The sequence below is a fragment of the Streptomyces bungoensis genome, assembly GCF_001514215.1.
GTDB lineage: Bacteria > Actinomycetota > Actinomycetes > Streptomycetales > Streptomycetaceae > Streptomyces > Streptomyces bungoensis.
In genome coordinates, this window is sequence record NZ_KQ948859.1 from 130,086 (window position 1) to 146,237 (window position 16,152).

Consider the following 16,152-nt stretch of genomic DNA (forward strand, 5'->3'; position numbering starts at 1 on the left):
AAGGCGGAGGAGGGCGCCATGGCGGAGCCATGGCAACCGACGACAACGCGGCGAGGCACGGTGCCGGGGCCCGCGAGCCCGGCACGATCCAAACGAGAGGCCCCGGCCCCGCGGTACGACGGGCCTCCGGTCAGCCCGCCAGGTGCCCCGCGTCGTTCCAGCTCTCGATCGCCGGCTCCCCGTAGGCCCAGCCCAGCACGGACAGCGAGGTCGGGTTCAGGCGTATGCGGGCCGCGAAGTCCAGGGGCAGACCGAGCCAGCGCGCCCCGATCGACCGCAGGATGTGCCCGTGCGCGAACACCAGCACGTCGCGGTCCGCGGACCGGGCCCAGGAGACGACCTCGTCCGCGCGCGCGGTGACCTCCGCGAGGCTCTCGCCGCCGGGGACGCCGTCCCGCCAGATCAGCCACCCCGGCCGCACGGCCTGGATCTCGGCGGGGGTCATCCCCTCGTAGGCGCCGTAGTCCCATTCCACGAGGGTGTCCCAGACGGCCGCGCGCTCCGCGAACCCGGCGAGTTCGCACGTCTCCCGCGCGCGGGCCAGCGGACTGGTGCGCACCTCCGCCCCCGGCAGCCCGTCCAGCGGAGCGCGGTGCAGGCGCTCGCCGAGCAGCTTGGCCCCCCGGCGCCCCTCCTCCAGGAGCGGGACGTCGGTCCTGCCGGTGTGCTTGCCGGACAGCGACCACTGCGTCTGTCCGTGCCGGGCCAGCAGGATGCGCGGTGCCATGGGAGACCCTTCCGGGAGCGGGGCGCCGTGCGACGCCGGGGAGAAGTACGAGGTCGAGGTCCCTTCATCATCGCTCACCACCGAGAGGGGCAACCCGCCGGGCGGTAGCGGCGTCTTTGAGGGCTGAAGCGCCCGCGGGGCCGGGGAACGGACGCCGTAAAGTGGCACGGCGCCCGCCGGGGGCGCACCCAGCAGAAGGGGGAGGGCGATCGGATGCCGCAGACCGAGACACCGGGCACCGAGGTGATCCCGCGCATCCGTCTGCGGTGGTGGACCGAGCTGCCGCTCATCCTGCTGATCTACGCCTGCTACACGGCCGGCCGCCTCGTCGCGCGCGGGGACGTCTCGGGTGCCGTCGACCACGGCCTGGCCCTCCTGCGCATCGAGCAGGTGCTGCACCTCAACGCCGAGCAGCCGCTCAACCGGCTGTTCACGCGCGAGCCGTGGCTCGGCGTGCCGGCCGACTTCTGGTACGCCTCGCTGCACTACGTGGTCACGCCGGCGGTCCTCGTCTGGCTGTTCCGGACCCGCGCCGAGCTGTACCGCGCGGCGCGCACCTGGCTGATGACCTCCACGTTCATCGGCCTGATCGGTTTCATCCTGCTGCCCACCTGCCCGCCCCGGCTGCTGTCCGGGGAGCACGGCTTCGTGGACACGATGGCCCACTACAGCTCGTACGGCTGGTGGGGCGCCGAGGCCAGCGCGCCGCGCGGCATGGGCGGCATGACCAACCAGTACGCGGCCATGCCGAGCCTGCACGTGGGCTGGGCGCTGTGGTGCGGGCTCATGCTGTGGCGGTACGGCGGCACCCGGCTGACGAAGGTGCTCGGCGTGGCCTACCCGCTGCTGACCGCGCTGGTGGTCATGGGCACCGCCAACCACTACCTGCTGGACGCGGTCGCGGGCGTCGCCACGATGGGCGTGGGCCTGCTGCTCGCGCCGTGGGTGACGCGCGGTTCGGACCTGCTCCGGGCCCGGATCGCCTCCCGGGACACGGCCGTTCCCGCGTTCCCGCCGGCCGCGGGTTCCCCGATTGTCAGTGGCGGATGCCAGACTTCCGCGGGTGAGCGAATTCCACGGCAGCGCGAGTCGCAGCTCGCGTCCGCAGCCGGACCGGACGCCTCCGCCGCGGACGCGGACTGAGGGGCTCCGGCAGCGGCTCGCTGAGCTGCGCGGCCCGGACGTACCGGCCAAGGCCCTGGACGCGCGCGCCCTCGCGGCGCTCGCCGCCAACCCCGGGTGCCGCAGACGGGCGATCCTGGACGGCGCCGGGGTGGACAAGGCGGCGCTCGCGAGCGCGCTGGGCGCGCCGTCCGGTTTCGGCCAGTCGCAGTTCGCGCTGACCCGCGGCAACGCGTTCGAGGCGAAGGTGAAGGCGGACGGCGGCGCGGAGCTGCTGCGGCTGGTCCACGCCCGGCTCGACCCGGGTGCCGAGCCGCCCGCCGGGGCCGCGCTGCCCGACCTGTCCGCGCTCGGCCCCGAGGGGCGTACGGCGCGCACGGCGCTGGCGCTGCGCGAGGCGGTGGACGCGGGCGGCTGGACGCTGCTGGACCACCCGATGCTGGCGCTGGACGTGGCGGGCTCCGTCGCGTTCCTGGAACCGGACGCGGTCGTGGTGCACCCGGACGGCAGCTGGACGGTCGTGGAGATCAAGTCCTTCCCGATGCTGGACGGCTCGGCCGACCCGGCGAAGGTGGGCGCGGCCGCCCGGCAGGCGGCGGTGTACGTGCTGGCCCTGGAGTCCGTGGCCGCCCGGCTCGACCCCGCCCCGCGGGTGCGGCACCGGGTGCTGCTGGTGTGCCCGAAGGACTTCTCCAACCTGCCCACCGCCTCCGCCGTGGACGTCCGCAAGCAGCGCGCGGTCACCGCCCGCCAGCTGGCCCGGCTCACCCGTGTGGAGGAGATCGCCGGCAGCCTCCCGGAGGGCACCTGCTTCGCCCCGGACCGGCCGGCCGAGGAGCTGACGGCGGCCGTGGAGGCGGTCCCGGCGACCTACGCGCCGGAGTGCCTGTCCGCCTGCGAACTGGCCTTCCACTGCCGGGAACGCTCCCGGGAGGCCGGCGCCGTCACCCGCCTCGGCCGCCCCCTGCGCGCCGAGCTCGGCGGCCTGACCACGGTCGAGGAGGTCCTCGCGGCGGCCCGCGGCGAGGCCGGCGACCCCGCCGACCCGGCCGTCGCGGCCCTGCGCCGCGCGGCCGCACTGCGCGCGGAGGCCCTGCGCGCGGCCGGGCACCCCGCCGCCGCGGAGGTGGCCGCGTGTCGCTGATCGTCACCCTGGCCCGGCTCGAGGCCGTCGCCACCGGCCGGGCCCGGCCCATCGCGACCGTCCGCCACCGGCACCTGTCGCAGCGCCCGCTGGTGTTCGTGCCGCTCACCACCGCCGGTGAGGCGGGCGCCCCGCTCGGCGCGCTGGTGGGCACCGACCGGGACGCGCCGCGCCTGCTGGTGGTGCCGCAGCCCCGCGACCGGGACCTCAGGTTCGCGTTCCTCGCCGAACTGGCCGACGTCGTCCTGCCGTACCTGGACTCCTGCGCGGAGTCGGTCGAGGCGGCCGAGCGCACCGAGACCGACCCGGAGACCGGCAAGCGCGTCAAGGTCGAGGTCGAGCTGTGCACGGACGCGCCCCAGCTGATCGTGCCCAGCCGCGCGGGCCTGGACCTCGTCCGGCTGCTCGGCCGCTCCATGCGCTTTCGCCGCACCGCCGAGCAGGACCCGGACACCCCCTACCCGGCGCCGCCGCGGGTGCCGCTGCTCGGCCGCTGGCTCACCCACTACGGCGAGCGGGCCCGCGTGCCCGGCTCGTCCCTGCTGCTGGCGCTCACCGAGGTGCTGTCCCGGCACTGGGCGACCGGCCAGTCCGGCCTGGAGGACCAGCACCTGGGCGCCCTGCTCGCCTGGATCGATCCGCCGGAGGGCAGCACCGGCGCCGAGGCCGCCGAGCGGGCCGAGCTCGCCCGTGACGCCGACGGCCAGTTGCTGTGCCCGCCGGCCGGCCCGGCCACCGACCCGGCGTTCGACAACAGGCTGCTGGCCCCCGCCATCGAGCGCTACGACCGGGCGCGCACCGCCCTCGCCGCCGCCGAGGACGCCCTGGAGGCCGACGACCGGCTGGCCCGGCTCAGCGCCGCCGAGCGGGAGATCCGCGATCTGGTGGAGAGCCGCACCCGGCCCACCTGGGACGCGGTCTGGCGGGGCCTGGACCTGCTGCGGACGCTCCCGGAGGGCGCGCACGTCGAGGAGCGGTGGACCCGGGACCGCTGGTCGTTCACCGGGCACCGCGACCGGGTGCTGGCCGGCGAGCCGCCGCAGCCGCGCCGGGACGACGCGGTGACGGCGGCGAACAAGCTGGCCACGCGCGAGCGCGAGCAGGCGCGCCTGGAGGCGCAGGAGGCGCTGGACGACCCGCTGGTGATGGCCGGGCGGCGGCTGGCCGGAGAGGCGTTCGCGGGCGAGGTCACCGATGCCGTCATGGCGTACGGCGAGGGCAGGCGGCCCAGCCCGCGCCCGCTGGTGACGGTCCGCACGGAGGACCGGCCGCACCTGGCGGAGCGCGCGAAGGTGTACCGCTCGCTGGGCGGCAGGCCGCAGGCGGCGGAGTTCGCCGGGTACGAGGGCGCCCCGGAGGAGGGCCTGCTCGTGCTGCGGATCCTGGACAAGATGGGCCGGGGCAGGGAGCCGGAGCCCGGGTCGGTGCCGGAGAAGGGCGACGCGGTCTGCTTCACCCTCTTCGAGCACGAGCAGCGCGGCGGCGCGAAGCTGCCCGACCCGGAGGAGACCCCGTGGACGCACGGCGGCCCGCCGGGCGAGGCCGCGCCGGAGGCGCCCGACGCCGTGACCGAGGAGGACGTGCTGTGACGACCGCCGGCTTCGACCCGGGGGCGGCGGCCGCCCGTGCGACGGACGCGATCCTGCGCGACACGCTGCACGGCACGCACCGCGGTGTCGTCGTGGACTCCCCGCCCGGGGCGGGCAAGTCGACGCTCGTGGTCCGCGCGGCGCTGGAGCTGGCCGGTGCCGGACGGCCCCTGATGGTGGTCGCGCAGACCAACGCGCAGGTCGACGACCTGGTCCTGCGGCTCGCCGAGAAGGCCCCGGACCTGCCCGTCGGCCGGCTGCACAGCAGCGACGCCGACGCCTACGACAAGGCGCTGGACGCGCTGGACAACGTGCGCACGTCGGCGAAGGCGGGCGACCTGAACGGGCTGCCGGTGGTGCTGTCCACCGCCGCGAAGTGGGCCCACGTCAAGGCGGACGAGCCGTGGCGGCACGCGATCGTCGACGAGGCGTACCAGATGCGCTCGGACGCGCTCCTGGCGGTGGCCGGCCTGTTCGAGCGGGCGCTGTTCGTGGGCGACCCGGGCCAGCTGGACCCGTTCGCGATCGTGGGCAGCGAGCAGTGGGCGGGCCTGACGTACGACCCGTCGGCGTCGGCGGTGACGACGCTGCTGGCGCACAACCCGGACCTGCCCCAGCACCGCCTCCCGGTGTCCTGGCGCCTGCCCGCCACGGCGGCTCCCCTGGTCTCGGACGCCTTCTACCCGTACACCCCGTTCCGCAGCGGCACGGACCACGACGACCGCCGCCTGACCTTCGCGGTCCCCTCCGACGGCTCCGGCCCGGACCGGGTGATCGACGAGGCGGCGGCGTCCGGCTGGGGTCTGCTGGAGCTGCCGGCCCGGCACACCCCGCGCACCGACCCGGAGGCGGTGCGGGCGGTCGCGGCCGTCGTACGCCGTCTGCTGGACCGGTCGGGCGCGGCGGTCTCCGAGCGGGCGCCGGAGCCCGCGCCGCTGACCGCGGGCCGCATCGCCGTGGGCACGGCCCACCGGGACCAGGCGGCGGCCGTCCGCGCCGCCCTGGCCGAACGCGGCGTGACGGACGTCACCGTGGACACCGCGAACCGGCTCCAGGGCCGCGAGTACGACGTCACGGTGGTCCTGCACCCACTGTCCGGGCGCCCCGACGCCACCGCCTTCCACCTGGAGACCGGCCGCCTGTGCGTCCTGGCCTCCCGCCACCGCCACGCCTGCATCGTCGTCTGCCGGGCGGGCGTCGGCGACCTCCTGGACGACTACCCGTCCACCGAACCGGTCCAGCTGGGGACCCTGGTGAAGTTCCCGGACGGGTGGGAGGCGAACCACGCGATCCTCGCCCACCTGGCCCAGCACCGGGTCGGCTGGCAGCCGTGACCGCCACCCCGCGCCGCCGAACCGGCGGGGCCGAGACCCCCTTGCACGGGCGCGGGACAATGGACGGTGGCCCGCCCCGAGGCGGCGCCGATCGGACCGTACGAGGAGGAGATGGAGACATGGCGGAGCCCACGCCGCGTCGGAACGAACCGCGGCTACGCCCCGCGCCCCTGCTCTTCGAGCCGGCGGAGGCGGCCGCCGATCCCGAGCACTTCTTCGACCTGGAGTCGATCGACGATCCCCGGGCGCTGCTGACCCGGGCGACGGAGCTGACCCAGGCGTTCCGCGCGGCCGCCGACCGGGCCGTGGAGTTCCAGGCCATCGCGGCGGCCCAGCTCGCCGACCCGCGCAGGTTCGACCGGCTGACCGCGGCGGACATCGCCGAGCGGGCGGAATGGACGGAGGACTACGCGAAGAAGATGGTGGAGTTCGGGCGGGACCTGATGCGCGGGGCCGACACGGAGGGCCGGACGCCCGTCGACCCGGTGTAGACGCGGCGGCCCATCCCGTCCGGCATATGCCAGCCGGGCAAGATACTCCACCTGGCCCCATCACGTCCCGGATTTCGGCGACCGAGGAGAACCGCGCGCTCACGGACGGTAGATGTAGTCGTCATGAGCAGCGCACCGAACGTCACCTCGGTCACCACCGCCGGGGCCGCCTGGCTGGCCTCGGCAGGAACGTATCCCCGTAGCACGCTCGCCCTGTGGGGGGAGCGCCCAAAGGCCCCGGTGGTGCTGCCCTGCGGCACCGTCTTCGACGTCGTGAGCGCCCCGGTGGTCTTCGGGCGCCGGATGCTGGACCGGCTGTGGGACGAGGGGCCGGGCTCCGGGCCGGTCGCAGCGCACCGGGGCCGGGTGCTGCTGTTCGCCGCCCCGGGCACGGCCCAGCGCCTGCCGTCCCTGCTGGCCTGGGAGGAGTGGGGCTCGCACCGGACGGACGCGGTGCCGCCCCTGCTGTGCCACGGCACCGGCGACGCGGTGACCGTCCCGGCACCGCGCGGCGGCGACTCCCCCGGCCCCGGCGGCTCCCGCTGGCTGGTCGCCCCGGACACCCGGCACCCCTGGCTGCCGGGCCCCGAGGTGGTGCTGTGGGCGGCGGTGCGGGCGGCCCGCGCGGCGGTGCGGATATCGATTTTTCCTCCCGCCGACCAGGGTGCTAATGTCTACGACGTCAGCAGGCGCCGCTAGCTCAGTTGGTTAGAGCAGCTGACTCTTAATCAGCGGGTCCGGGGTTCGAGTCCCTGGCGGCGCACGATGACGATGGCGAGGCGTGTTCGCGTACAGCGCGAACCTCCTCGCCATCTCTGTTTCTGCGCGGCTTCGCCGCGTGTGGTGGGGGCTCCGTCACCCACACCCCCATGGGGGTCGGGTACGCCGGTGTTTCTCGCGACGCCGCCCCGCCCGCCCCCGAGACGCCCCGCCACACCGAGCACCCGACATCACCCGGTCCGCCGAGGGGTGATCACCACCGTCCACGCCCCGGACGCCGTTCGGTCCTCCACCTCGATCCTCACGCCGTCGCCCGGGACGGTGAAGCTCTCGCCGAGGGAGACCGGGGCGTCGGCCAGGGGTGGGTAGACCGAGTTCTCCCAGCAGGCCTCGCTGTCCGGATGGGCGTCGACCACCTCGACGGGGCCGCCGCCGGACTCCGCGCCGCTGTGCACCCGGTAGACGAGGATGCCCTGCCGGCACGTCCCCCGGTCGTTCCCGGCTCTGCCGCGCGCCTCGAAGGCCAGCTCGGTGTCCGGCCCGGTGCGCACGACCGCCAGCTTCGTGCCGTGGCCGAGGCCGAAGGCCGGGGCGCCGGCCGTGCCCTGCACCGGGACCCCCGGCCCGGCGGCCAGCGGCTCCAGGGTGAGCCGGACCGGTGCGGTGCCCCGCACGCACGCCACCTGGCGCGGATCCAGCCAGCCCAGCTTCCACTTGTGCCAGGCGAACAGGTCCGGCGACAGACCGAACTGGCTGCCCATCAGGTCCCAGTCGCCGACGTAGGTGTCCCAGTCGCCCTTGCCGTCGACCGGGCGGTGGTACAGATCGGGCAGGTCGAAGACGTGGCCGGTCTCGTGGGCGAGGACCAGCCGGTCGGGCGGGTGGTGCTCGAACACCGTGACGACCCGGCGCACGTCCGTGCCGTCCACCTGGATGGGCGTCTCCAGGTTGACGACCTTCGTCGCGTCCGAGTCGACGCCCGGCGCGTCCGGGTCGGCGACCAGGTAGACGACGTCGTAGCGGGAGAAGTCGACCTCCCCGTCCGCCACCGCGAAGGCGTCGCGCAGGTAGGCGGCGCGGTCCCCTGCGCTCCAGTCGCGCTTTATGGCGTACGCGGTGGACGGGCGCGGCATGCGCAGCCAGTGCCGCAGCGGGTGCGCGCGCAGCGTGAAGCGGCCGTAGGAGGCCTGCTGGAAGAAGCGGCTGGTGGCCGGGAAGTGGTCGGCGGCCAGTTCGGCGGGGGTGGTGTGCGGGCGGGCGTCCGGGAAGGACAGGAAGACCATGACGGCGTCGAGGGTGCCGACCGGGCGGGTGTAGGCGGGGTTCCAGGTGTCCACGCCCTCCGAGTGGTGGGCCTCGGTCCGGTGCAGGGCGCACGGGGTCGTCGAGAAGGGCTCGGCGACCGACGGTCCGCTGAGGACCGAGGTGGCGGCGAGGGCCGACATCGTCGTCATCACGGCGGCGGCACTGCGCAGCTTGGGCACGGCGACGACCTCCGGACGCGGTTGACGGGACACCGGATCCAGAGTGTGTGAGTTTGCTACCTTTCGCCCTGTTTGCCTGAACCAGAAGGGTGAGTGCGCCCGTTTGTGCGCCGCGTGCACCGGCGCCGACACCCCGAATCACTCACGGAACGTCACAACTGGTCGAGGGCCGATGAGCCCGTCCGGGTGCGGGCAGAAACGTTCTGTCAGAACCTGTGGTCTATCCCGGACACTGGAGAGTGGCTGGAAGGCCCCAGGGCCAGCCTCTATGATCGGCACACTTTCCGGCACGGACTTCAGATCGAGTGCACTGCGGGAGCGAGCGGTGAGCGGAACGTCCGAAGGGCCGACGCCCGCGGCAGACCTCGACCGGTCAGCCGTCACACACAGTCACCACACGACCTACCACCGTGTCTTCGCGGCCGCCCCGCTCGCCATGGCCGTCGTGGACCGCGAGGGCCTTGTCACCAGCGCCAACGCCGCCCTCGGCGAGCTGCTGGGCACCGATTCGGAGGCGCTGCCGGGGCGGGTCGCCGCCGACCTGGTGGACCTGGCCTCCGACGCCCGCACCTGGCACGCCTACCGCGAGGTGCTGCGCGGCCGGCAGGCGCGGCTGCGCTGCACCCGCCGGCTCAAGCACCCCGAGGGGCACGCGGTGTGGGTGCAGGTGACCGTCACGCCGCTGGCCGGCGGCGGTCCCGGCGTCCTGGTCTCGGTCGCCGACATCGGCGCGAGCCGTGAACTGCAGGCCAGACTGCGGCACTTGCAGATGCACGACCCGGTGACCCGGCTGCCCAACCGCACCCTGTTCTTCGAACGCCTGTCGGCCGCACTGGAGGCCGAGTCGTACGAGCGGAGCGGCACCGGCCGGATCGGCCTGTGCTACCTGGACCTCGACGGCTTCAAGGCGGTCAACGACACCCTCGGCCACCGGGCCGGCGACCGCCTGCTCGCGGCCGTGGCCGAGCGGCTGTCCCGGGTCGCCGACGAGGCCGGGCAGGGCCGCGCCGCGACCCCCCTGGTGGCCCGGCTGGGCGGCGACGAGTTCGCGCTGCTGGTCGAGGACTCCACCGGCACCGAGCAGCTCGCCGAGCTGGCGGAGTCGGCGCTGAGGGCGCTGGAGGCACCCTTCGAGCTGGCCGGCCGGCGCCTGTCCCTGACCGCGTCCATCGGGGTCGTCGAACGCCACGCGGCCGGCACGACCGCCACCGGCCTGATGCAGGCGGCCGACACCACGCTGTACTGGGCGAAGGCGGACGGCAAGGCGCGCTGGACCCTGTTCGACCCCGAGCGCAACGCGCACCTGATGACCCGCCAGGCCCTGTCCTCCGCCCTCCGTCCCGCCATCGAACGCGGCGAGTTCGCGCTCGAGTACCAGCCGCTGGTCGGCATGGAGGACGGCCGGCTCAGCGGGGTGGAGGCGCTGATCCGCTGGAATCATCCCCAGTTCGGCACGTTGACGCCGAATCGGTTCATCGGACTGGCGGAGGAGGACGGCTCGATCGTGCAGCTGGGCCGCTGGGCCCTGGCCACCGCCTGCCGGCAGGCCCGCCGCTGGCAGCTGGACCACCCCGCCGAGCCGCCCATCTTCGTCAGCGTGAACGTGGCCGTCCGCCAGGTGTGGGACTCCGACCTGGTGGCGGACGTGGCCGCGACCCTCACCGAGACCGGGCTCGCCCCCCAGCTGCTCCAGCTGGAGCTGACCGAGTCGGCCGTCATGGGCTCGGGCGGCCGCCCGCTGCAGGCGCTGCAGGCCCTCAGCGACATGGGCGTGCGCATCGCCATCGACGACTTCGGCACCGGCTACTCGAACCTGGCCTACCTCAGCCGGCTCCCGGTGTCGGTGCTGAAGCTGGACGGCTCCTTCGTGCGCGGCTTCCAGTACGAGGAGGCCGCCAAGGAGGCCGCCGACGTATCCCCCAACCCGGCCGACGAGGTGATCGTCGAGGCCATGATCCAGCTCGCCCACCGCCTCGGCCTGACGGTCACCGCGGAGTGCGTGGAGACCTCGGCCCAGGCGACCCGGCTGCGGCGGATCGGCTGCGACACCGGGCAGGGGTGGCTGTACTCCCGTCCGGTGCCGCCGGATCGTATCTCCGAGCTGCTGGGGACCCAGGACTACGCGGTGGGCAAGCCGTAGGCGTCCGCGACGAGTTCGTAGGAGCGCAGCCGCAGCTCGCCGCGGTGGGCGTGCGTGGTGAGCAGCAGCTCGTCGGCGCCGGTGCGCTTGTGCAGGTCGTCCAGGCCGGAGCGGACCTCGTCCGGCGTGCCGTGCACGACGTTGCCGGTGATGGAGGCGGCGAGTTCCTCCTCCATCGGGCTGAAGGCGTACGCCTCGGCCTCCTCCGGCGACGGGAACAGGCCGTGGCGGCCGGTGCGCAGCCGGATCATGCTCAGCGCGACGGCCCGCACCTGGCGCCGCGCCTCCCGCTCCTCGTCGGTGGCGAGGGCGGAGACACCGATGACGGTGTACGGCTCGTCCAGCACCGCGGAGGGGCGGAAGCTCTCCCGGTACAGGTCCAGGGCGGGGATGGTGTTCTGCGCGGAGAAGTGGTGCGCGAAGGCGAAGGGCAGCCCGAGCAGGCCGGCCAGGCGGGCGCTGAAGCCGGAGGAGCCGAGCAGCCAGACCGGTGGCCGGTGCGGGGACTGGACGCCGCCGGGGGCGCTGCTCTGCACCGGGCCGGGGATGGCGTGGATGCGGCGGTAGCGGTGGCCGTCGGGGAAGTCGTCGTCCAGGAAGCGGGTGAGTTCGGCCAGCTGCTCCGGGAAGTCGTCGGCGCCCTCGGTCAGCGCGTCGGTGCGGCGCAGGGCGGCGGCCGTCGCCCCGTCCGTGCCCGGCGCCCGGCCGAGCCCGAGGTCGATCCGGCCCGGCGCCAGCGCCTCCAGCGTGCCGAACTGCTCCGCGATCACCAGCGGGGCGTGGTTGGGCAGCATGACGCCGCCCGAGCCGAGCCGGATGCGGTCGGTGTGGGCGGCGAGGTGGGCGAGGATCACGGCGGGCGAGGAGGAGGCGACGCCGGGCATGGAGTGGTGCTCGGCGACCCAGTACCGGTGGAAGCCGCGGGCCTCCGCCAGCCGGGCCAGCCGGACGCCGGTGCGCAGCGCGTCGGTGGCGGTGCTGCCCGCGCCCACGATCGCCAGGTCCAGCACGGAGAGGGGGACGGGGGCACTGCCGTGTGCCGTACCCCGTATCTCGTCTGCCGCCACGGTGTCTGCCTCCTGCCTCTGCCACGGAACACGTGCCCCGGGCTCAACAGGAGACAGTCTCCGCTTATTCCCTGGAGCCCCGCTCGACCGTGGCTGGACTCCGCGGGCGCCGCGGCGGGGCTACGCCTGCATCAGCGGCTCCCGGGTGAACAGGGCGCCCAGTGTCGGGGCGTTGACGCGCCGGTCGGCCAGCCGGAGCCCTTCCCGGACCGACACCTGGCAGGCCGTGAGCACCGGCTTGGACAGCGTCTTCTCCAGCAGGGGCAGGCAGGCGGCGGTGTGCAGCGCGGTGTCCGGCAGCAGCACCGCCTGCGCCCCGGAGCCGGGGGCGTCGGCGGCGCGGGCCAGCGTCAGCACCTCCTCCTCGCCCCAGCCGGCGGCCTCCGCCGCGGTGGCGGTCCCGGACGACCGCAGCGACACCACCTCGAGTCCGCCGGCCCGCAGGAAGTCGCCGAACAGCGCGGCCACGCTCTCGGGGTAGGCCGTCCCCACGGCGACCCGGCGCACGCCCAGCTCCCGGGCGGCGTTGACGAAGCCGAAGGACGTCGACGAGGCCGGCATCCCCGCCAGCCGGGCCAGCGCCCGCACCTGCTCCTGCGCGCCCTCCCAGCCGTGCACGAAGCCGCCGCTGGTGCTGGCCCACACCACCGTCTCGGCGCCGGTCAGCCGCAGCCCCTCCATGCCCGCGGCGAGCCGCTCGGGCGCGCCGAGCTCGCGCAGCGCGTCGACCCGGTGCGTGTCCTCACCGATGTCGGTGTGCACCAGGTCCATCCGGATGTCGCTGCCCAGGAGCTGCTCGATGCGCCGATAGTCGTCCTCGGCGGAGTGGCCCGGATAGAGGAATCCGAGTGCAGTCATGTCGGCCTTTCCCTAGGTTCCGGTGTCCTGCGGTCCGGGTACCCAGCCGGCGCGGCACCGCTCCCCCCGTGACCCGGTCGGCCGAGAGGCCCGTGTTGACGCACGGGGGTCGGGGTGCAAGCGTGGTCGCGCCGCGCACGCCGGACGCCCGGAGCCGCCCCGTATGACGCCGACCACGCCCACCCTCCTCGTGCTGGACGCCGATCCCCCGCCCCGGCTGGGCCGGCTCACCGGGCGGGCCCGGATCGTGCACACGGACGCGGCCGGGCTGGCCGGGCGGCTGCCCGCGGCGGACGTGCTGCTGGTGTGGGACTTCACCTCGCACGCCGTGCGCGAGGCCTGGCCGGGGGGCGGGCCCCGGCCGCGCTGGGTGCACACGGCGAGTGCGGGCGTGGACCACCTGATGTGCCCGGAGCTCGCCGCGTCGGACACGGTGGTGACCAACGCGCGCGGGATCTTCGACCAGCCGATCGCCGAGTACGTGGCCGCCCTGGTGCTGGCGGTCGCCAAGGACCTGCCGCGCACGCTGGAGCACCAGCGGGAGCGGGTGTGGCGGCACCGGGAGACCCGGCGGGTGGCGGGCACGCGCGCGTGCGTGGTCGGCTCCGGGCCGATCGGCCGGGCGATCGCCCGCACGCTGAGGGCGCTGGACGTGACGACGGCCCTGGTCGGCCGGGTGCCGCGGACCGGCGTGCACGGCCCGGGCGACCTGGACCGGCTGATCTCCCGCGCCGACTGGGTGATCGCCGCGGCCCCGCTGACCGAGCAGACGTACGGCATGTTCGACGCCCGCCGGTTCGGCGTGATGCAGCCCTCGGCGGTCTTCGTGAACGTCGGCCGCGGGCAGCTGGTCGACGAGGAGGCCCTCGCCGGAGCGCTGGCCGGACGCTGGATCGCGGGCGCCGCCCTGGACGTGTTCGCCGCCGAGCCCCTCCCCGCGGGCAGCCCGCTGTGGGACCTGCCCGGGCTGATCGTCTCCCCGCACATGAGCGGCGACACGGTCGGCTGGCGCGACGAACTGGGCGCGCAGTTCGTCGAGTTGTACGAGCGGTGGGCGGCGGGCAGGCCGCTGGTGAACGTCGTCGACAAGCAGCGCGGATACGTGCCCGGCCACTGAGCGGCCGGCCGGCCGCCGCGGAGAACGGGGCGCATAGCCTGCCTACGCTTGGGTAGCTGCGCCGCCATGGCTGCACCACTTGGGAACGACGGACAGACTTTCCGGCCGGAACGCAGGCACAGCAGACGCGCGGTCCTCTCGGGCGCCGCCGTGCTGGGCGCGGTGGGCGCGCTGGGTGCGGCGGGCTGCACGCGCGTGGCCTCGGCGTCGGACGAGCCCGGCGGCGACCTGCTCGACCGGCTGCGCGCCCAGGGGGTCGTACGGCTCGGGATCGCCGGCGAGATCCCCTTCGGCTACATCGACCGGGACGGGCATCTCACCGGTGAGGCCCCCGAGCTGGCGAAGGTGATCTTCAAGCGGCTCGGCGTGGACCGGGTGCAGCCGGTGCCGACCGAGTTCGGCTCGCTCATTCCCGGGCTGAACTCCCAGCAGTTCGACGTCGTGGCCGCCGGGATGTACGTGAACCCCGAGCGCTGCGCGCAGGTGATCTTCGCCGATCCCGACTACCAGATGCTGGATTCGTTCATCGTCCGCAAGGGGAACCCGAAGGGGTTGCACTCCTACCGCGACGTGGTGGAGAAGAAGGCGAAGTTCGCCACCGGCACCGGGTACGCGGAGATCCAGTACGCCGTGGAGGCCGGGTACGCGGAGGGCGACATCCTGATCGTCCCGGACCAGGTGGCCGGGCTGAACGCCGTGGAGGCCGGGCGGGTCGACGTCTTCGCCGGTACGGCGCTCACCACCCGCGCGGTGGTGCGGAAGTCGGCCAAGGCGGAGGCCACCAGGCCGTTCGCGCCGCTGGTGAAGGGCAAACCGCACGTGGACGGCGGCGCGTTCGCGTTCCGGCCGTCCGAGACGAAGCTGCGGGACGCCTTCAACACCGAGCTGCGCAAGCTGAAGAAGAGCGGGGAGCTGTTCCGGATCCTCAGGCCCTTCGGCTTCACCAAGGCCGAGATGACGGACCTCACCGCGAAGGAGCTGTGCGGCGGATGACCTCGGGGCTCTGGGAACTGGTACTGAAAGGCGTCTGGACGACCGTCCAGCTGCTCGTGTTCAGCGCGCTGCTGGCCACGGCGGTGTCCTTCGCCGTCGGCATCGCGCGCACCCACCGGCTGTGGATCGTGCGCTTCCTGGCCGGCTTCTACACCGAGGTGTTCCGGGGCACCTCGGCGCTGGTGATGATCTTCTGGGTGTTCTTCGTGCTGCCGGTCGCGTTCGGCTGGCAGCTGGTGCCGATGTGGGCGGGCACGCTCGCGCTCGGGCTGACGTACGGCGCGTACGGCTCGGAGATCGTGCGCGGCGCGCTGAACGCGGTGGACCCGGCGCAGAAGGAGGGCGGGATCGCGCTCAGCCTCACGCCGGGCCAGCGGATGCGGCTGATCGTGCTGCCCCAGGCGGTGCCGGAGATGATCCCGTCCTTCTGCAACCTGCTGATCGAGCTGCTCAAGGGCACCGCGCTGGTGTCCGTCATGGGCATGGGCGACCTGACGTTCAGCGCCAACCTGGTGCGCCTCGCCCTGCAGCAGAGCGCGGAGATCTACACGTACGTGCTGCTGATCTACTTCGCGATCGCCTTCGTGCTGACCCGGCTGATGCGCGGCCTGGAGAAGCGGCTGAAGGCCGGGGTCGGCAAGGACGCCGGGACGCAGCCGGCGGCGCGTGAGCTGAAGCGGGCGCAGACGACCGGTGTGGGCGGAGGTGCGGCATGACCTGGGACTGGAACGCCGTCGGTGACTTCATGCCGTACTTCCGGCAGGGGTTGCTGGTCACGCTGCAGGTGCTGGCCCTCGGCTCGCTGCTGTCCTTCACCCTCGGCCTGGTGTGGACGCTGCTGATGCCCGTGCCGAGCCGGTGGGTGCGCTGGCCGGTCGGGGTGGTCACGGAGTTCGTGCGCGACACCCCGCTGCTGGTGCAGCTGTTCTTCCTGTTCTACGTGCTGCCGGAGTGGGGCCTGACCTTCTCGGCGCCGGCCACCGGCGTGTTCGCGATCGGCCTGCACTACTCGACGTACACCATGCAGGTCTACCGGGCCGGCATCGAGGCGGTGCCGGCCGGCCAGTGGGAGGCGGCGACCGCGCTGAACCTGCCGCGGCGGCGGACCTGGACCGCGGTGATCCTGCCGCAGGCGATCCGCCGGGTGGTCCCCGCCCTCGGCAACTACGTGATCTCCATGCTGAAGGACACGCCGCTGCTGATGGTGATCACCGTGCTGGAGATGCTCGGGCGGGCCCGGCTCTTCTCCCAGCAGCACTTCCAGTTCACCGAGCCGCTCACCGTGATCGGTGTGGCCTTCATCCTCATCTCCTACCTGGCCTCCCTTCTCCTGCGAGCCCTGGAGCGACGTCTTGTCCGCTGACAC

At 74.2% G+C, this 16,152-nt stretch carries 15 protein-coding genes and 1 tRNA gene; 12 read left to right on the forward strand and 4 right to left on the reverse strand.

Annotated elements, in window-relative coordinates; genetic code table 11:
• Positions 1 to 130 precede the first annotated feature (130 nt).
• Positions 131 to 727, reverse strand: a complete 597-nt coding sequence (locus AQJ66_RS19635) for a histidine phosphatase family protein (RefSeq protein ID WP_061923647.1) — start codon at positions 725 to 727, stop codon at positions 131 to 133.
• Positions 728 to 940: 213 nt separating this feature from the next.
• On the opposite strand from AQJ66_RS19635, the gene AQJ66_RS19640 reads away from it, so the two are divergent.
• From AQJ66_RS19640 to AQJ66_RS19670, 7 genes are all read left to right on the forward strand, one after another.
• Positions 941 to 1,870: a phosphatase PAP2 family protein gene (locus AQJ66_RS19640; RefSeq protein ID WP_061923650.1), complete on the forward strand. Its 930-nt coding sequence runs from the start codon at positions 941 to 943 to the stop codon at positions 1,868 to 1,870.
• On the forward strand, positions 1,791 to 2,993 hold the full coding sequence (locus tag AQJ66_RS19645) for a hypothetical protein (RefSeq protein WP_079060290.1): 1,203 nt from the start codon (positions 1,791 to 1,793) through the stop codon (positions 2,991 to 2,993). Before AQJ66_RS19640 ends, AQJ66_RS19645 begins: the two co-directional genes overlap by 80 nt.
• Positions 2,984 to 4,582 (forward strand): hypothetical protein, encoded by a 1,599-nt coding sequence (locus AQJ66_RS19650; RefSeq protein WP_061923652.1) that lies wholly within the window; start codon positions 2,984 to 2,986, stop codon positions 4,580 to 4,582. The genes AQJ66_RS19645 and AQJ66_RS19650 overlap by 10 nt, the downstream gene beginning before the upstream one ends.
• Complete coding sequence (locus AQJ66_RS19655; RefSeq protein ID WP_061923657.1) at positions 4,579 to 5,916, forward strand: AAA domain-containing protein; 1,338 nt, start codon at positions 4,579 to 4,581, stop codon at positions 5,914 to 5,916. Before AQJ66_RS19650 ends, AQJ66_RS19655 begins: the two co-directional genes overlap by 4 nt.
• Positions 5,917 to 6,035: 119 nt before the next feature.
• Complete coding sequence (locus AQJ66_RS19660) at positions 6,036 to 6,407, forward strand: hypothetical protein (RefSeq protein WP_061923660.1); 372 nt, start codon at positions 6,036 to 6,038, stop codon at positions 6,405 to 6,407.
• A gap of 51 nt (positions 6,408 to 6,458) precedes the next feature.
• Complete coding sequence (locus AQJ66_RS19665) at positions 6,459 to 7,106, forward strand: bifunctional DNA primase/polymerase (RefSeq protein WP_107118976.1); 648 nt, start codon at positions 6,459 to 6,461, stop codon at positions 7,104 to 7,106.
• Positions 7,097 to 7,170 (forward strand) — tRNA-Lys (locus tag AQJ66_RS19670). Before AQJ66_RS19665 ends, AQJ66_RS19670 begins: the two co-directional genes overlap by 10 nt.
• Positions 7,171 to 7,357: 187 nt before the next feature.
• Here AQJ66_RS19670 and AQJ66_RS19675 read toward each other — a convergent pair.
• Complete coding sequence (locus AQJ66_RS19675) at positions 7,358 to 8,581, reverse strand: M6 family metalloprotease domain-containing protein (RefSeq protein ID WP_061924045.1); 1,224 nt, start codon at positions 8,579 to 8,581, stop codon at positions 7,358 to 7,360.
• 355 nt (positions 8,582 to 8,936) lie between these two features.
• Between AQJ66_RS19675 and AQJ66_RS19680 the strand changes: the two genes are divergently transcribed.
• The gene (locus tag AQJ66_RS19680; RefSeq protein ID WP_061923666.1) at positions 8,937 to 10,751 is read left to right on the forward strand and encodes a putative bifunctional diguanylate cyclase/phosphodiesterase; all 1,815 of its coding nucleotides are present in this window, start codon (positions 8,937 to 8,939) and stop codon (positions 10,749 to 10,751) included.
• Here AQJ66_RS19680 and AQJ66_RS19685 read toward each other — a convergent pair.
• Both AQJ66_RS19685 and AQJ66_RS19690 read right to left on the reverse strand, forming a co-directional pair.
• Positions 10,730 to 11,818, reverse strand: coding sequence for an LLM class flavin-dependent oxidoreductase (locus tag AQJ66_RS19685; RefSeq protein WP_061923669.1), 1,089 nt, complete (start codon positions 11,816 to 11,818; stop codon positions 10,730 to 10,732). The two genes, AQJ66_RS19680 and AQJ66_RS19685, sit on opposite strands and share 22 nt — an antisense overlap.
• A 120-nt stretch (positions 11,819 to 11,938) precedes the next feature.
• Positions 11,939 to 12,676, reverse strand: a complete 738-nt coding sequence (locus AQJ66_RS19690; protein ID WP_061923672.1) for a maleate cis-trans isomerase family protein — start codon at positions 12,674 to 12,676, stop codon at positions 11,939 to 11,941.
• 163 nt (positions 12,677 to 12,839) lie between these two features.
• Here AQJ66_RS19690 and AQJ66_RS19695 point away from each other — a divergent pair, with 163 nt between their 5' ends.
• The 4 genes from AQJ66_RS19695 (at position 12,840) to ehuD (ending at position 16,149) form a co-directional block, all read left to right on the forward strand.
• Positions 12,840 to 13,793: a D-2-hydroxyacid dehydrogenase gene (locus AQJ66_RS19695; protein ID WP_061923674.1), complete on the forward strand. Its 954-nt coding sequence runs from the start codon at positions 12,840 to 12,842 to the stop codon at positions 13,791 to 13,793.
• Between the two features lie 66 nt (positions 13,794 to 13,859).
• The gene (gene ehuB / locus AQJ66_RS19700; protein WP_061923677.1) at positions 13,860 to 14,786 is read left to right on the forward strand and encodes an ectoine/hydroxyectoine ABC transporter substrate-binding protein EhuB; all 927 of its coding nucleotides are present in this window, start codon (positions 13,860 to 13,862) and stop codon (positions 14,784 to 14,786) included.
• Positions 14,783 to 15,502 (forward strand): ectoine/hydroxyectoine ABC transporter permease subunit EhuC, encoded by a 720-nt coding sequence (gene ehuC, locus AQJ66_RS19705; protein WP_061923680.1) that lies wholly within the window; start codon positions 14,783 to 14,785, stop codon positions 15,500 to 15,502. Before ehuB ends, ehuC begins: the two co-directional genes overlap by 4 nt.
• A complete protein-coding gene (ehuD, locus tag AQJ66_RS19710; protein ID WP_061923682.1) occupies positions 15,499 to 16,149 on the forward strand; it encodes an ectoine/hydroxyectoine ABC transporter permease subunit EhuD in 651 nt (216 codons plus the stop codon). The genes ehuC and ehuD overlap by 4 nt, the downstream gene beginning before the upstream one ends.
• Positions 16,150 to 16,152: the final 3 nt, after the last annotated feature.

Coding starts and splice junctions, on each gene's coding strand:
- ehuD (WP_061923682.1), top strand. CDS start 15,499: ATGACCTGGGACTGGAACGCCGTCGGTGACTTCATGCCGTACTTCCGG.
- ehuB (WP_061923677.1), top strand. CDS start 13,860: ATGGCTGCACCACTTGGGAACGACGGACAGACTTTCCGGCCGGAACGC.
- ehuC (WP_061923680.1), top strand. CDS start 14,783: ATGACCTCGGGGCTCTGGGAACTGGTACTGAAAGGCGTCTGGACGACC.
- AQJ66_RS19695 (WP_061923674.1), top strand. CDS start 12,840: ATGACGCCGACCACGCCCACCCTCCTCGTGCTGGACGCCGATCCCCCG.
- AQJ66_RS19690 (WP_061923672.1), bottom strand. CDS start 12,676: ATGACTGCACTCGGATTCCTCTATCCGGGCCACTCCGCCGAGGACGAC.
- AQJ66_RS19675 (WP_061924045.1), bottom strand. CDS start 8,581: ATGACGACGATGTCGGCCCTCGCCGCCACCTCGGTCCTCAGCGGACCG.
- AQJ66_RS19640 (WP_061923650.1), top strand. CDS start 941: ATGCCGCAGACCGAGACACCGGGCACCGAGGTGATCCCGCGCATCCGT.
- AQJ66_RS19660 (WP_061923660.1), top strand. CDS start 6,036: ATGGCGGAGCCCACGCCGCGTCGGAACGAACCGCGGCTACGCCCCGCG.
- AQJ66_RS19635 (WP_061923647.1), bottom strand. CDS start 727: ATGGCACCGCGCATCCTGCTGGCCCGGCACGGACAGACGCAGTGGTCG.